The sequence below is a fragment of the Nitratifractor sp. genome (assembly GCF_015487065.1).
Taxonomy (GTDB): domain Bacteria; phylum Campylobacterota; class Campylobacteria; order Campylobacterales; family Sulfurovaceae; genus Nitratifractor.
The window spans coordinates 17,452-33,061 of record NZ_WFQN01000062.1 but is presented as its reverse complement, the minus strand read 5'-3'; the positions used below and the strand labels follow the sequence as shown (position 1 = coordinate 33,061).

17 protein-coding genes are annotated in these 15,610 nt (G+C 55.9%); 8 read left to right on the top strand and 9 right to left on the bottom strand.

All coding sequences use genetic code 11. The features are described 5' to 3' along the window. The 5 genes from F8I07_RS03425 to F8I07_RS03405 all read right to left on the bottom strand — a co-directional run. The coding region (locus F8I07_RS03425) for an SDR family oxidoreductase (RefSeq protein WP_292655754.1) at window positions 1-546 on the bottom strand (546 nt) is incomplete at its 3' end. Window positions 547-595: 49 nt separating this feature from the next. Continuing rightward, a complete protein-coding gene (locus tag F8I07_RS03420; RefSeq protein WP_292655752.1) occupies window positions 596-1,066 on the bottom strand; it encodes an HAD family hydrolase in 471 nt (156 codons plus the stop codon). Then, the gene (locus F8I07_RS03415) at window positions 1,063-2,625 is read right to left on the bottom strand and encodes an AAA family ATPase (RefSeq protein WP_292655751.1); all 1,563 of its coding nucleotides are present in this window, start codon (window positions 2,623-2,625) and stop codon (window positions 1,063-1,065) included. Before F8I07_RS03415 ends, F8I07_RS03420 begins: the two co-directional genes overlap by 4 nt. A gap of 302 nt (window positions 2,626-2,927) precedes the next feature. After that, window positions 2,928-3,806: an NAD(+)/NADH kinase gene (locus F8I07_RS03410; protein ID WP_292655749.1), complete on the bottom strand. Its 879-nt coding sequence runs from the start codon at window positions 3,804-3,806 to the stop codon at window positions 2,928-2,930. Between the two features lie 85 nt (window positions 3,807-3,891). After that, window positions 3,892-4,671: an exodeoxyribonuclease III gene (locus F8I07_RS03405; RefSeq protein WP_292655747.1), complete on the bottom strand. Its 780-nt coding sequence runs from the start codon at window positions 4,669-4,671 to the stop codon at window positions 3,892-3,894. Between the two features lie 210 nt (window positions 4,672-4,881). On the opposite strand from F8I07_RS03405, the gene F8I07_RS03400 reads away from it, so the two are divergent. The 3 genes from F8I07_RS03400 (at window position 4,882) to F8I07_RS03390 (ending at window position 6,141) form a co-directional block, all read left to right on the top strand. Then, window positions 4,882-5,472 carry a bifunctional 2-polyprenyl-6-hydroxyphenol methylase/3-demethylubiquinol 3-O-methyltransferase UbiG gene (locus tag F8I07_RS03400; protein WP_292655745.1) on the top strand — a complete coding sequence of 197 codons (591 nt, stop codon included), beginning with the start codon at window positions 4,882-4,884 and terminating at the stop codon, window positions 5,470-5,472. 103 nt (window positions 5,473-5,575) lie between these two features. Further along, window positions 5,576-5,851, top strand: a complete 276-nt coding sequence (locus F8I07_RS03395; protein WP_292655743.1) for a BrnT family toxin — start codon at window positions 5,576-5,578, stop codon at window positions 5,849-5,851. Next, on the top strand, window positions 5,848-6,141 hold the full coding sequence (locus F8I07_RS03390) for a hypothetical protein (protein WP_292655741.1): 294 nt from the start codon (window positions 5,848-5,850) through the stop codon (window positions 6,139-6,141). The genes F8I07_RS03395 and F8I07_RS03390 overlap by 4 nt, the downstream gene beginning before the upstream one ends. 12 nt (window positions 6,142-6,153) lie before the next feature. Here F8I07_RS03390 and F8I07_RS03385 read toward each other — a convergent pair whose 3' ends face one another. Together F8I07_RS03385 and F8I07_RS03380 are read right to left on the bottom strand one after the other, a co-directional pair. Continuing rightward, window positions 6,154-6,486 (bottom strand): septal ring lytic transglycosylase RlpA family protein, encoded by a 333-nt coding sequence (locus F8I07_RS03385; protein ID WP_292655739.1) that lies wholly within the window; start codon window positions 6,484-6,486, stop codon window positions 6,154-6,156. A 92-nt stretch (window positions 6,487-6,578) separates the two neighbouring features. Next, window positions 6,579-7,829: an argininosuccinate synthase gene (locus tag F8I07_RS03380; protein ID WP_292655736.1), complete on the bottom strand. Its 1,251-nt coding sequence runs from the start codon at window positions 7,827-7,829 to the stop codon at window positions 6,579-6,581. Between the two features lie 107 nt (window positions 7,830-7,936). Between F8I07_RS03380 and F8I07_RS03375 the strand changes: the two genes are divergently transcribed. From F8I07_RS03375 to pdxA, 3 genes are all read left to right on the top strand, one after another. After that, window positions 7,937-8,713: a pyridoxine 5'-phosphate synthase gene (locus F8I07_RS03375; protein WP_292655733.1), complete on the top strand. Its 777-nt coding sequence runs from the start codon at window positions 7,937-7,939 to the stop codon at window positions 8,711-8,713. Window position 8,714: 1 nt separating this feature from the next. Continuing rightward, window positions 8,715-9,263, top strand: coding sequence for a hypothetical protein (locus F8I07_RS03370; protein ID WP_292655730.1), 549 nt, complete (start codon window positions 8,715-8,717; stop codon window positions 9,261-9,263). A 305-nt stretch (window positions 9,264-9,568) separates the two neighbouring features. After that, window positions 9,569-10,507, top strand: a complete 939-nt coding sequence (pdxA, locus tag F8I07_RS03365; protein ID WP_292655728.1) for a 4-hydroxythreonine-4-phosphate dehydrogenase — start codon at window positions 9,569-9,571, stop codon at window positions 10,505-10,507. Between the two features lie 38 nt (window positions 10,508-10,545). Here the strand turns inward: pdxA and F8I07_RS03360 are convergent, their stop codons facing one another. Next, window positions 10,546-11,073, bottom strand: coding sequence for a hypothetical protein (locus F8I07_RS03360; protein WP_292655725.1), 528 nt, complete (start codon window positions 11,071-11,073; stop codon window positions 10,546-10,548). Between the two features lie 3 nt (window positions 11,074-11,076). Further along, the gene (gene lolA, locus F8I07_RS03355; RefSeq protein WP_292655724.1) at window positions 11,077-11,601 is read right to left on the bottom strand and encodes a LolA-like outer membrane lipoprotein chaperone; all 525 of its coding nucleotides are present in this window, start codon (window positions 11,599-11,601) and stop codon (window positions 11,077-11,079) included. A 123-nt stretch (window positions 11,602-11,724) separates the two neighbouring features. Between lolA and secA the strand changes: the two genes are divergently transcribed. Then, window positions 11,725-14,361, top strand: coding sequence for a preprotein translocase subunit SecA (gene secA, locus F8I07_RS03350; protein ID WP_292655722.1), 2,637 nt, complete (start codon window positions 11,725-11,727; stop codon window positions 14,359-14,361). Continuing rightward, a complete protein-coding gene (locus F8I07_RS03345; RefSeq protein WP_292655720.1) occupies window positions 14,361-15,581 on the top strand; it encodes an ABC transporter permease in 1,221 nt (406 codons plus the stop codon). The genes secA and F8I07_RS03345 overlap by 1 nt, the downstream gene beginning before the upstream one ends. Window positions 15,582-15,610 lie beyond the last annotated feature (29 nt).

Genomic DNA, 15,610 nt, shown 5'->3' with positions numbered 1-15,610 from the left:
CCGGGTACCGGTACGCCCCATCTCCTCCGCCAGATACTTGACGCTCATCTCCAGGGCCGCTTTGGCGACGCCCATGAGGTTGTAGTTGGGGATATATTTGACACCGCCGTAGTAGCTCAGGGTCACGATGGAACTGTTGTCGCTGAGGATCGGCTTGAGCTCGCGGGTGACCTCGATCAGAGAGTAGACAGAGATATCCATGGCCACGTTGAAGGCCTCTTTGGAGATGTCGCTGAAGTGGCCGCTGAGCCCCTCTTTGGGGGCGAAGGCGATGGAGTGGACAATGAAATCGATCTGGCCGAAGTCCTTCTCCAGGGATTCCCGCAGCGCCCGGATCTCCTCGGGCTTGCTCACGTCACAGGGGTAGAGACGCTCGGCGCATCCCAGCTCTTCGGCGATGGGAGCGAGCTTTTTCTCGAAGCGTTCGTTGAGATAGGTGATGGCCAGCTCCGCCCCCTGGTCCCGGCACGCTTTGGCGATCCCGTAGGCGATGGACTTTTTGTTGGCGATCCCGAGGACGACCCCTCTTTTTCCCTGCATCAGCATTGATTGACTCCTATGATTGAAATAAATTCCGATATTTTATCATACCGACCTAACGGCGCAGTGTGGCGGTGAGCCGCCCCGGTTTGAGCAGCAGATCCAGGGCAGCAGCGATGGAGGGGACGACGAGCTGTGCCGCCTGGAGCGTCGCCGTCGCACACCCCTCCCCGCCCAGGACCGCGATTCCCAGAGCCGCCCGCTCCAGCATCGCCCTGTCGTTGTTGCCGTTACCCACGGCCGCGGTCTTCTCAGCTCCCAATTCTTCAAGAATCTTCTGCTTTTCCGCCGTATGATTACTGCTTGTCAGGATGACGGTCTCCACACCGGTTCCCTCCAGCTCTCCGGCTACCGTCCCGAAGGTATCGGCAGTCACCACCCGAATCTCCAGGAGCTCGGCGAGAGCTCCCAGCCGCTCCTTTGCTTCGGGCAGCAGGCGGCCGTCCAAAGCCAGGGTGCCGTTGTAGTCCAGCAGCAGGTGCTCCAGATAGAGCCGCCCGTAGCCGGGGATCTCCAGATCGATCATCGATGCTCCTTTCTCTTTTGGGGGCCCTGGTCAGCGGGTCGGAGTTTGCGTACAAAGGCCAGGACCTCTTCGTCCGCTCCCTCGCCCGCGACGATCCGGGAGAGCTCCTGCAAGCGCTCCGGCTCTTCCAGCGAGAGGGCGAGGCTCCGATCTCCCTCTTTGCGCACGAGGATATGCTGATCGGCCCGGGCGCTAAGATGGGGCTGGTGGCTGATGGCAAAAACCTGGCGCTTTTTGGCCAGTTCTCCGATCATCTCGGCAATGGCGATGGACTCGTCGCCGCTGACATTGGCGTCGATCTCGTCCAGAAAGACCACGCCGCGTTCCTCCCCATCCTCCGGTAGCGCCACACTCATGAGCGCCAGACGCAGACGGTTGAACTCCCCGCCGCTCAGCGTCGCCGTGGTCGAGCCCTGCAAAGAGAGGTCGGCCCGGTCGGCGCCCCACTCCGAGAGTTCCGCCGGTTCCAGCTCGAAAAGCACCGCCGGGAGTTTGAGCCGATCGAGGATCCCGGTCAGCTTCTCTTCCAGGGTTTTGGCAGCGGCATGACGGTGCTCCGAAATTTTTCCCGCCAGTTCCTGCAACGCCGTCTCCTCCTCCCGGACGAAACGCTCCAGTTCACTGCGATCCTCTTCGATATGCTCGTAGCCCGCCAGTTCCTCCTCCTTGGCCCGGCGATACTCCAGGGCTTCGGCGATGGAGCCGTAACGGCGGATCAGGTTGGAGAGCTGTTCCAGACGGTCCAGCACTTCCTCTACATCCACTTCCGCCAGCTCCTCCGCCAGAGTCTCCGTGTCCTCGAAGTCGGCCCGCAGGCGGTTCATCGCTTCACTGAAGTACTCCCCCTCCTTTTCCATGAGGCGAAAGACTTCCTGGACACTCTCCTCCAACTCGAAGATCGCCGAAGCCCGCTCCATCGCCTCCCGGATCCGATCCAGTCGGGAGAGACGCTGTTTGATCTGCAGCAGCTCCTCATACTCCCCTTCCCGGGGATCGATGGAGGCGATCTTGTCGATCTCGAAACGGGCGAACTCGATCAGCTCCGCCAATCGTTTCTCATCCTCCCGCAGCCGCTCCAGCTCCTCCCGGCGCTCCCGATAGATCCGATAACGGCGGCGATACTCTTCTCTCAGCTTCTCCGCTTCGGAATCCCGCTCGGCAGCCGCCGCATCCAAGATCGCCAGAAGTCGCTCACTCTCGAATCCCCCACGATCCCGAACGCTCAGATAGGAGAGATAGGGAGCGAAAAGTTCCCCCAGACGGCGCTTGGAGATCTGCTGGTCATTGAGATAGAAACGGGTGCGATCCTTGCGAAGGACCCGTACCACCAGCGGATCCTCCAGCAACAGATCCTCACTCTCCATCGATGCGGGCTTCGCCAGCTCCGTCTCGCAGAGCTTCGCTTCGCTGCTACCGATCCCCAGATTGGCCAGAAGTGCCTGCATCAGCAGCGATTTTCCCGCTCCGCTGGGCCCGGTAAAGACCACCAATCCCTGCGCAAACTCGAGATTCACCTCTTCGAAACTCAAAAGATCTTTGAGATAGAGACGCTGGATCATGCTTTTCTCTTGTTATTGGTGTATTGGTTATTGGTTATTGGGAAGTTTGCCGTCGTTGGACGTTTGATGAACGGAGCTTCGTCCCTCTTTGTAATTGAACCCTCTGAAAATCGTTCAAGAGAGGTTTCACTCGATGGCGACAAAGGAGCGCTCAACCCGTGAAACGGGCGCTTGCGTTCGCGACTGCCAGAGCTATCGAGTGAAACCGGTTGTTTTTCAGAGCACTCAATTAGATAAAAAGCGTTGCCTGGCAACGCAATCCAAAGCTCTTCACTCCTCACTCTTCACTCCTCACTCCCCATTCACCAATCCCTGTCTCCCCAGTGGAGTTTGTCCCGCAGCACGGCGAAGTAGTTGCGCTCCTGGCGGTGCAAAAGTCTTGCGTCCTCTTTGGCTACGCTGATGAAAACCTGATCCCCCTCTTCGATCTCGTAACGCTCCTGCCCATCGATGGTGGCGATGGCTTCATATTTTTCAGTATCAAGTTCGATGGCGAAGTCGGCGGGGACCACGAGAGGGCGCTGGTTGGTCAGAGAGTGGGCCAGGACCGGGGTGAGGATAAACGCCCGGGTCAGGGGATAGACCACCGGTCCGCCTGCGGCCAGATTGTAGGCCGTGGAGCCGGTGGGGGTGGAGATGATGAGCCCGTCGCCCCGGTAGGTATTGAAGCGCTCTCCTTCGATGGAGGCGTTGACGATAACCATTTTCGAAGGAATGGGGCTGCTGATGACCACATCGTTGAGGGCAAAAAACTCGATCTTCGCTCCGGAGGATTTCTGAATGTGCCCGGCAATCATCAGCCGCCGGTCGATCCGGTAGCGCCCGTCAAAGAGCTGTTCCAGAAAGCTCTCCACCTCCTCGATGGTCACGTCGGCCAGAAACCCCAGATTTCCGGCATTGATCCCCACCACCGGTTTGTGCCAGGCATAGCTGCGCCGCACCAGGGAGAGCAGCGTCCCGTCTCCGCCCAGGGAGACCAGAAAATCGCTCTGGGCACACATGGTCTCGAAAGGAATCCCCTCCTCTGCGATCATGGCGGCGGATCGCTCCGCCAGCAACACTCGGATTCCCCGGCTTTCGAAACGATGGCGCACCTCCTCGAAGATCGGTTTGATCTCGGGTGAATCGGGTTTGAGAATGAAGCCGGCGGTTTCGATTTTTTGAAGCTTCTCCTGGCTCATTTGGCCCCTTTATATTTTTTAATATCTCAACCAAACCTCGTGAGGTTTTTCTAGAGAGAGGGTATCATATTTTTTATTACGGGTACTACTTTTTCGCCAGTCTGAGGCTTATCGGTGCGTGATCACTGCCGGTAATATCCGCCAGGATATCCGCATCGAGAATCCGATCCTTGAGATCCTCCGAGACGAAGAAGTAGTCGATCCTCCAGCCCACGTTTCTCTCACGGGCCCGGGTGCGCATGGACCACCAGCTGTAGCGTTCCGGTTCGTCCCCGTGGACATGGCGAAAAGTATCGATGTAGCCGGCAGCGATCACCTTGTCGATCCAGGCCCGCTCCACCGGCAGAAATCCGGAGATCTCCTCGTTCTCCTTGGGGCGGGCCAGGTCGATGGGGCGGTGAGCGGTGTTGACATCTCCGCAGAAGATCACCGACATCCCCGCCTTGCGCCGTGCCTCGATAGTCTCGAAGAAGCGGTCGTAGAACTCCAGCTTGTAAGCCAGCCGCTCTTCGCTGCGCTTGCCGTTGGGGAAATAGACGTTGAAAAAGGCGATGTTGTCGAACTGGATCTCGTTGATCCGTCCTTCGTGCAGGATATCCACCTCGTAGCAGGGGGAGTAGCTCTCGGGCTCCAGATCGGTAAAGAGCGCCACCCCCGACTGCCCCTTTTTGTGGGAGCTGCTCACATAGAGATGGGCGTATTGATGTTCGAAAAGATCTTTGGGGAACTGATCCTCCTCGGCCTTGACCTCCTGAAGCCCCAGGATATGAGGCGGCTCTTTGTCGATCCACTTGAGGGCACCTTTTTTGGCGACGGCACGGATACCGTTGACGTTCCAGGAGACGAAGTAGTAGTGATCCTGCATTCTCTGCTCCGTTTTTTGGGATATTATACCCGGAAAGGAAAAACGAGAAACTAGTAACGAGAAACCAGTAACGAGTAACAACGTTGCGACGCAGCTTATTGGAGGCGGGAATTCATTCCCGCAATGGGCAAGGTTGAAACTATACTTCCACAATAATTTATACATTCCGAGTCAATATGTTATGCTCCGGAGAAAAAAACGGAGTGGACCATGTCACAGAAAGATCAGGAGAAATGGGACCGAAAATATCTGGAAAATCCCAGGCTGAGAGAAGCACGTCCGCCCCTGCAGTGGCTGGAGGATCCCCGGCTTCCTGCACCGGGCCTGGCCCTCGACCTGGCCTGCGGTACGGGACGCAACGCCGTCGCCCTGGCCCAAAAGGGATGGAAAGTCGATGCCCTCGACCTTTCTCCCGTCGCACTGCAGATCCTTACCGAAGCGGCGGAAGCGGCCGGTGTCCGGGAATTGATCCGCACGGGGCTGATCGATCTGGACCGTTACGAAGCCCCCAAAGAGCGTTACGACCTGATCCTCATCGCCAACTACCTGGACCGGGAGTTGATCCGCCGTGTCGCGTCGGCTCTCAAGACAGGAGGTGTGCTGATCGTCGAAACCTATATGCAACACCCCGAAAACGAGAAAAAAGACTCCAATCCCGATTATCTCCTCCAGGCGGAGGAACTCCCCCGACTGCCGGGAGAGGGATTCGAAACGCTACACTATGAAGAGTTCTGGAACGAGGGATACGAAATGTACCGGATGCGCAAAGCGGCGCTGATCGCCAAAAAAATCATTTCCTGATTCCGGAAAAAAGAAACTCTTTTTAGCATCTTCATAAGCCATATTGACAATGTTTTATATATGTGGTATATATATTATGGATATATAATAAAAGGCTTAGGTAGTGAAATTTGACTGGAACAGTGAAAAGAACCTCTGGCTGATCGAAGAACGCGGAGTTTCCTTTGAAGAGGCAGTAGAAGCCATTGCCGCAGGAAAAATCTTTTCGGACGAAGCTCATCCCAATCAGGAAAAATATCCCGGTCAAAGGATTATGGTTATCGAATTACACGACTACTGCTACCTTCTGCCTTATGTGGAAGATTCCGGGAAAATTTTTCTGAAGACAATGATCCCGAGTCGGAAAATGACAAAACTCTTTTTAGGAGATAAAAGATGAAAAACATCGAGAAAAAAGATTTGGACTACGAAACGGAACTCCTTGAAATGACCGAGGATGAAAACTACACTCCGTCACCGATAGACTCCAAAAGGAAAAAGTCCTTGAAAAGGGCGGCGGCCGAAACGCTGGAAGAGCTCGACAAAAAACGACAGATCTCCATTAATCTGAGTGAACGTGATCTCAATCGCATTCGTTTGAGAGCACGCGCCGTAAGTATTCCGTATCAAAACATCATTCAGGCGTTGCTACGCAAATACGCTTCCGGCGAAATCAAACTTGAAATTTGACCCTTCTGCTGATTATTGCAAAACATCCACCCTCACCCTGGCCACTCCATAGCGATCCAAGCCGATCCGCCTCGCCGCTTCATCACTCAGGTCGATCACCCGCCCTCTGACGAAAGGGCCCCGGTCGTTGATCCTCACGACGACGCTTTTGCCACTGGAAAGTAGCGTGACGCGCACCCGGGTCCCGAAAGGGAGGCTTTTGTGGGCGGCGGTGAGCTTGCGGTTGTAAAAGATCTCTCCGCTGGCGGTACGCCGGCCGTCCCACTCCGGCCCGTAATGGGAAGCCAGACCGACAAAGTGCCGCTCGTTCCCGGGCTGCGGATCTACCCCGCAAGCGCCAAGCATCAGTGTAAGTGCCAGGATAGCGAAAAGAGAAAAGAGAGAAATAGATTTCATAAGGAGATGGTAGCGGGTTGGAATTACCCGCCGGGGAAGTTTTACTTTTCTTCGTCGGAGAGGATATCCTCGTGACGTTCGGGCTGACGCTCCCCTTCGATGATGAAGCGAAGGGCGTTGAGACGGATGAAGCCTTCGGCGTCTTTCTGGTTGTAGACCTCATCCTCTTCGAAGGTGCTGTGGGCGGGAGAATAGAGTGATTTGGGAGACTGACGGCCGACGACGATGACGTTGCCCTTGTAGAGTTTGAGACGCACTTCACCCTCGACGAATCGCTGAGTCCGGTCGATAGCGGCCTGGAGCATCTGGCGCTCGGGGGACCACCAGTAGCCGTTGTAGATCAGGCTGGCGTAGCGAGGCATCAACTCGTCTTTCATATGGGCCTCTTCCCGGTCCAGAGTGATGGACTCGATGGCGCGGTGGGCTTTGAGCATGATGGTGCCGCCCGGGGTTTCGTAGCAGCCACGGGCCTTCATGCCCACATAGCGGTTCTCCACGATGTCGATCCGGCCAATGCCGTGCTTGTTGCCGTAGTCGTTGAGGGTCTTGAGCAGCGTCGCCGGGGACATCTCCACGCCGTTGATAGAGACGGGATCACCCTTTTTGTAGCCGATGGTAATGTACTCGGGCTCATCGGGGGCTTCTTCGGGAGAGTTGGTCCAAAGCCACATATCCTCCTCGGGCTCGGCGGCAGGGTCTTCGAGGATCTGGCCTTCGTAAGAGATATGCAGCAGGTTGGCATCCATGCTGTAGGGAGATTTTTTGCCCTTCTTCTCGATCTCGATGCCATGCTCTTCGGCATAGGCCAGCAGCTTCTCCCGGCTGTTGAGATCCCACTCCCTCCAGGGGGCGATGACGGCGATCTCGGGATCGAGGCTCAGATAGCCCAACTCGAAGCGTACCTGGTCGTTCCCCTTGCCCGTGGCACCGTGGGCGACAGCGTCGGCCCCGGTCTCGTGAGCGATCTCGATCTGCTTCTTGGCGATCAGCGGCCGGGCGATGGAGGTGCCGAGCAGATACTCCCCCTCGTAGATGGCATTGGCCCGGAACATGGGGAAGACAAAATCCCGCACGAACTCTTCTCTGAGGTCCAGGATATAGATGTTTTCGGGTTTGATCCCCAGTTTCAGCGCCTTCTGGCGAGCAGGCTCCACCTCTTCACCCTGCCCCAGGTCCGCGGTGAAGGTCACCACTTCACAACCGTACTCGTCCTGCAGCCATTTGAGAATGATACTGGTATCCAGTCCGCCGGAGTAAGCCAGAACCGCTTTTTTGATCTCACGTTTCGCCATAATAATCCTTGAATAGATTAATTTTGAAAGGGATTTTATCACAAGTGGGTTTAGAGGGCGTGTCACAGTGGTATAATCGGGAAAATCTTCATACAACGGAGCATCGGATGAAACTGGGAGTCAACATCGATCATATCGCCGTCTTGCGGGAGGCCCGCCGCATCAACGATCCCGATCCTCTGCAGGCCCTGGGGATCTGCACCCGGGCCGGCGCCGATCAGATCACCATCCATCTGCGCGAAGACCGCCGCCACATCCACGACGAAGACGCCGCCGCCATCATCCGCCACTCTCCCCTCCCGGTCAACCTGGAGTGCGCTCAGGCCCCTGAAATCATCGACTTCGTCTGTGAGCATCGTCCCCTGCGGGCCACTCTCGTGCCTGAGAAGCGGGAAGAGGTCACCACCGAAGGGGGGCTCGACGTCACCGGCGATCCGACGGCTTTGAAAGAGGTGATCCGTCGATTGCACGAAGCGGAGGTGGAAGTCTCTCTCTTCATCGATCCCCAGCCTGACACGGTAATCGCCGCCAAGGAACTGGAAGCCGACTGGATCGAGTTTCATACCGGACACTATGCCAACCTCTGGGCCATGCTTTACTCCAACCTCTCCCGGACCCATCACGCCATCGAGAGCCTGAAGCTTCCACGCCGAGATCTGAAAAAGATGCTCGACGAAGAGCTGACCACCCTCAATGAACTGGCAGCACATGCCCATGACATCCAACTGCATGTCGCCGCCGGCCACGGCCTCAACTACCAAAACGTCGCCCCCATCGCCAAAATCCGCCAGATCGAAGAGCTCAACATCGGTCAGAGCATTATCGCCCGCTCCGTCTTCACCGGACTCGAAGCGGCCATTCGGGAGATGAAAGCGCTTCTCTGAGATGGCCGAGAGGGAAAAGCACAAAACGATCTATACCATATGGAAAATCATTTGGGTCCTTACACTGATTGGATTTTTCGTTTTCGTCGTGCCGATCCTCGCTTACTTCGGCATGATTTTCTATTTCGCCTGGAAAGACGATACCACCTACCGCTATCATCATTTCCGGTGTGACGGGAAAAGCTTCGAAGTTCCCTTCCCTCTGATCCGTTGCCGCTATCGCGACAGTCGAGTCGTCTATTTGGAAAAGACCTGCGGTGACTCCCGATACGTCGACCACCTAAAAAACTACCCGCCCTACACCCAATTTCGTTTTATTGCCCTCTACTCTACCTACGATTTCGAAGGAGGCACCTTTTTCAAATACTTGATCTCTGACGAAAACGGCACCACGGGCTTCATCGATTATGACGATATCGACCCGGAACACTGCACCTACGACCTCAACGACAGCTATTGGTTCAAAAACAATCGGCAATACTTACCCGCAGAAGGCGAAAATGCCCAAAAAGTAGACTACAATTCATTATGGAAACTTTTCGAGAAATAGATATTCGGGTATTGGGTGTGGTGTGTGCTTGCGGCGCTTTTCGTCGTTTGTCGTTTGTCATTTGTCGTTTGAACGGAGGCGGCAGTCGGCAGTCGGCAGTCGGCAGCAAGAGCGCCTTTGGCGCAGTCATCGGTCATTGGTCATTGGTCATTAGGGGCAGGACTTCAGCCCTGTATCGTACGGAACTGAAGTCCCGCTTCCAAAAATTCTCAATTCTCAATTCTCAATCCTCAATTCTCAATCCAAAATCTACCCACTACCCACTATCCACTATCCACTCTGTTTTATAAAACAAGGAAATTTTTATGAAACAAGTTGCTATCTCTATCGGCGATCTCAACGGCATCGGTATCGAATTGGCCCTGCGATGCCACGAAGAGGCCAAAACTCTCGTCGATCCGATCTATCTGATCGACCGGGAGATGCTGAAGCAGGCAGCCGATCTGCTCGATCTCTCCATCCCCGACGATTTCATCATCGAATCCCCGGGAGCCGATCCTTTCACGATTCAGCCCGGCACAGTGAGTGCAGCAGCGGGGGCCTACAGCTTCGCCTCTTTCAAAGCCGCTGTGGAACTCTGTAGCCAGGGGGACGCCGAGGCAGTCTGCACCCTGCCGATCCACAAAAAGGCCTGGGAATTGGCCGGCATCCCCTACAAAGGCCACACCGACGCCCTGCGGGATTTTTTCGACCGGGAAGCGATCATGATGCTGGGCTGTCCGCAGATGTATGTGGGGCTCTATACGGAACACATCCCGCTAAAAGACGTGCCCAAAGCGCTGGAAAAGGAGAGGCTCACCCGCTTCCTCCTGGACTTCCAACAGGAGACCGGTGCCCGGGAGATCGCCGTACTCGGCCTCAACCCCCACGCCGGCGATCACGGCGTCCTCGGCGACGAAGAGACCATCATTGAGCAGGCCATCACCCAAGCCAACCATACCCTCAATTCTCAATTCTCAATTCTCAATTCTCAATTTTTCATCGGTCCTCTCGTTCCCGACACCGCTTTCACCCCCGCGATGCGGGAGCGCTTCCGCTACTATGTAGCCATGTACCATGACCAGGGGCTCATCCCCCTCAAAGCACTGCATTTCGACGAAAGCATCAACGTCTCGCTCAACCTGCCGATCCTGCGCACCAGCGTCGATCACGGCACCGCCTTCGACATCGCCTACCAAGGGAAAGTGCTCAATACCAAAAGCTATCTCAACGCCCTGCGTTATATCACTGAACGCCCCACTTGACTATCGACTAGAGACTATTGACTAACGACTTTCCCAACTCAACTCTCATATCGGCGCAGACGGGATTTGATCGCTTCATGTTTGGTCCGCAATTCCGAGAGCTGTTCCACCCAGAATTCGTTGCGTTTGCGAACATTCTCGATCTCTTCGTTGGCTTTGGCCAGATTCTCCCGGGTATTTTCCAGCGTCACTTCCAACTCTTTGCGTTTGCCCTCCAGATCGGCGATCTTCTCCCGCTGGGCTTCGATCCGTTCCTTGGCCAGAGCCAGCTGCTCCTCCACTTTGTTTTTCTCCGCCTTGTAGCGCTCTTCCAGATCCTGGAACTGCTGGATCTCCTGCCGCTGTGATGCGTTGAGGATCTGCACCTCCCGGAGACTCTCTTCAAGCATGGTGATCTTCTCTTCCCGTTCCTTGAGGCGGTCCCGGAGGTCCTCGATCTTTTCATACTGCCCTTTGTAGCGGACCGAAAAGATCACCACTACCAGGACAAAGGCCAGAAACACCGAAGCGACGATCGCCCCGAAGACCATGGCATCGATATTGAACTGGGCAAAGAGTTTCTCCATCGGCTAGCCTCCGATAATGTCGTAACTCTTGGGATAGGGACAGCGGAAAGCTGAAGCCGCCGGGGGCCGGGAAAAAGTTTTGAGCTTATAAAGATGAATATTGACGACATTATCCATATCGTCCCGATAGGCGATCTGCTCGACCCGTCCTTTGGCATCGACCGCGATGGTGTAGGTTCGGCCCCGGTAACGGGCGGTATATAGATTGTCTTTGTAGTGCTTCGCCTTTTTCAATACCGCCCCCAGATCGAATCCCCGATCCATCCGGTAGTAGCTTACCTGTTCCAGATCGTGGTCGACGACGACCACCCTCTTCCCGTCGCTGCAAACCTCCTTTTCAGTCGGTTTGACATAGCTCCATTTGAAGCGGGATCCATTGTCCATCAGCACCCGCCCCTCGTAGCGGATCACCTTTTTCTTCGGGTTGGTGATTTTCTGAACGAACTGCGCCTCCATCCCGGGACTCAAGGTGATTCCACGGGCAAGTATAAATGCAGACATGCTGGCTAATATTAAAAAATATCTCATCAGATCTTCACTCCTTTTTCTTCTGGAATCATAGCGAATTCTATTACCCGATCGTGAAGCCATAATGGATTAACCCTTTTTCGATAAAATAACCCGACATTATCAGAAGGCAAAAGAAATACGATGATCAATACAGTAATGAAAGTCTTCGGAACCGCCAATGACCGGAAGGTCAAACAGTATATGAAGCGGGCCCGGCAGATCAACGCACTGGAACCAAAATACGAAAAGATGAGCGACGAAGAGCTCAAAGCGGCATTCGATGAGCTCAAAGCGGCCGTACAGGCCGGAGAGAAAACCCTGGACGATGTGCTCTACGACTCCTTTGCCATTACCCGGGAAGTGAGTAAACGTGTCCTGGGGCTACGCCACTACGATGTGCAGCTGGTAGGCGGTATGGTCCTCCACGAGGGAAATATCGCCGAGATGAAAACCGGTGAGGGGAAAACCCTGGTCGCTACCCTCCCGGTAGTCCTCAACGCCATGCTGGGCCGGGGGGTCCATGTCGTCACCGTCAACGACTACCTGGCCAAACGGGACGCCGCCGACATGGGACGGATCTACGGATTCCTGGGCTACCGTACCGGCTGTATCACCAGCGAGATCCAGGATGATTTCGAGCGCAAAGCCCAGTACGACGCCGACATCACGTACGGGACCAACAACGAGTTCGGTTTCGACTACCTGCGGGACAATATGAAAGTCCGTCTCGACGAGAAGGTCCAGCGGGACCACTACTACGCCATCGTGGATGAAGTGGACTCCATCCTCATCGACGAGGCACGGACTCCGCTGATTATCTCGGGGCCGACCCAGCGGGACCAGAGCCTCTACATGAAGGCCGACGAGGTAGCCCGGCAGCTAGTGCGGGGAGAGGAGCTTCCCGCTAAGGCCGGTGAGCCCAAGAAGATGACCGGGGATTTCGTAGTGGACGAGAAGAACCGCACCATCGTCATGACCGAGGAGGGGCTGGAGAAGGCCGAGAAGCTCTTCGGTGTCGACAACCTCTTCAGCCTGGAAAACGCAGCAATGGTCCACCACCTGGATCAGGCCCTCAAAGCCCACAACCTCTTTGAAAAAGATGTGGACTATGTGGTACGCGACGGCGAGATCGTCATCGTCGACGAGTTCACCGGCCGTCTCAGTGAAGGACGCCGCTACAGCGAAGGGCTCCATCAGGCCCTGGAAGCCAAAGAGGGAGTCAAGATCCAGGAGGAGTCCCAGACCCTGGCGGAGATCACCTACCAGAACTACTTCCGGATGTATGAGAAACTCGCCGGCATGACCGGTACCGCCCAGACCGAAGCGACGGAGTTCAGCCAGATCTATGGCCTGGACGTCATCTCCATCCCTACCAACGTCCCCGTCCGACGGATCGACAAGCCTGACCTGATCTTCAAAACCGAAAAAGACAAGGTTGAGGCGGTTGTCAAGCGGATCAAAGAGCTACATGGCAAAGGGCAGCCGGTCCTGGTGGGAACCGCCTCCATCGAGAAGAGTGAAATGATCCACGAGCGACTCAAACAGGAGAAGATCCCCCACAACGTGCTCAACGCCAAGAACCACGAGCAGGAGGCGGAGATCATCAAAGACGCCGGGCAGAAAGGCGCCGTCACCGTCGCCACCAACATGGCGGGCCGGGGAGTCGACATCAAGATCGTCGACGAGGTGAGGGAGCTGGGCGGTCTGGCGATCCTGGGAACCGAACGCCACGAGAGCCGCCGGATCGACAACCAGCTCAGAGGGCGCTCCGGTCGTCAGGGCGATCCGGGTGAGAGCCAGTTCTACCTGAGTCTGGAAGACAACCTCCTGCGGATCTTCGGCGGAGAGCGGATCCAGAAGATCATGAACTCCATGGGGATGGAAGAGGGAGAGTACATCGAATCCAAACTGGTCACCCGGAGCATCGAGAAAGCCCAGAAAAAAGTCGAGGCGATGCACTACGAATCCCGGAAGAACATCCTGGAGTACGACGACGTGGCCAACTACCAGCGCAAGGCGATCTACGCCTTCCGCAACCAGCTCCTCGATCCCGAGTACGACATCGAAGGCAAGATCGAACAGAATCGGGAAGAGCTGGTGGACTACCTGCTCCAGGAGGCGGAGATCTTCTCCGGACAACCCAGCGAAGACTACGATCTGGATCGCTACACGACCCTGATCAGAGAGTATACCGGCCTGGAGAGCAGCCCCGAGACCTTCCGGGGAAAAGAAGCCGACGAAATCCGGGAGGAGACACTGAAGATCCTCAAAGATGCCTATGAAGAGAAGTTCGGCATCTTCGACGAAGAGCAGCGAAAGGAGATCGAAAAGATCCTGCTGCTGCAGGTTCTCGATACCGAATGGCGGGAGCATCTCTACGAGATGGATGTCCTCAAGACCGGAATCGGTCTGCGGGGGTACAATCAGAAAGACCCGCTGGTAGAGTACAAGCAGGAGAGCTACCGCCTCTTCGAAGCACTGGTACGCCGGATCAAGTTCGAATCCCTCAAACTGCTCTATCTGGTCCAGTTCGACTTCAGTGCTCCCGAGGAGGAGCTGGAGGCCGCCGAGAAGATGCTCGAGGAGCTGGCCATCGACGAAGACGAACTCATCAGCAACGAGTACCAGGAGCTTCCCCAGGATACCACCGACGCCCAGAACACCCCCTACGTGGCTCCCCACAAGCCCAAACGCAATGACCCCTGCCCCTGCGGCAGTGGAAAGAAATACAAAAACTGCTGCGGCAAAAGCGGGCCCAAGAAAGGGCTCCTGGCCTGATGGCCCTCCCCTCCGATCCCCGCGTTGTCCGACGCATCGTCCGCCACTACCTGCGCTACGACCCCGAAAACCCTTTTATTTTCATCTCTGCCCTGCTGGCTTTTTTGGGAATCGCCGCGGGAGTCATGGTCCTGATGATCGCCATGGGGATCATGAACGGGACCCAGAAGGAGTTCGAAAAGAAACTCTTTGTGATGAACTATCCTCTCACCGTCGTCAGTTACGGCGAAGGAGTCCGGCATTCTACGCTTGAAAAGATTCACGAAAAATTTCCCGAAATGAAAATCAGCCCCTTCTACAGCACGCAGGTGATCGCCCGATACGGTGACGGGATCCAGGGGGGCATTCTCTATGGGGTCGATTTCGCCAAAGAGGCTTCGCTCAATCCGATCTTCGCCAAAGCACTGGAACAAAACGGAACACTCTCCCCTTCCCGCTATGATCTCATCGCCGGAGACGACCTGGCTTTGGAACTGAATGCGAAAGTCGGAGAGAAGATCACCCTCTTTTTCTCCCAATACCAGGCGGCAGGCCTGGGGACGATGCCGCTGCAGAAACGTTTCCGACTCCGGGGGACCTTCAACTCGGGGCTCAAAGCCTACGACAAAGCGATCATGTACACCACCCTGGAAGCCTTTCAAAAGGTTCTCAAAAAAGCGCCGGACCGCTACGACGGGCTCCACCTCTATACCGACGACCCTTTCGGCAAGATCAAAGCGGTCAAAACCCTCCTGCCCGACGATGCAGATGTCGAGGGGTGGTGGCAGCAAAACGGCAACTTCTTCTCCGCCATGCAGATGGAGAAAAAAGCCCTCTTCCTAGTTCTGCTTCTCATCATCCTCGTCGCCTCGCTCAATATCATCAGCTCCCTGCTGATGACCGTCATGAGCCGCCGCAGAGAGATCGCTCTGCTGCGGACCCTTGGAGCTACCCGCCGGGAAATTCGCCAGATCTTTTTCCGTCTGGGGGTCGCCGTCGGGAGCGCCGGGATCCTTGCCGGAACCCTCCTGGGCTTCGGAGGGATCTGGGTGCTGACCCATTTCAATATCATCACCCTCCCCGCCGATGTCTACGGCACCAGCCGTCTGCCGGTCGACCTGCTCTGGAGCGATTTCGCGATGATCCTCATTGGAACGGCCGTCATCGTTCTGCTTTCTGCCCTCTATCCCGCCCGCAAAGCCTCATCGACCGATCCCCTGAATGTCTTGAGGAACGAATAGCACACCTCCCTTCTCGAGCCCGTATCGTC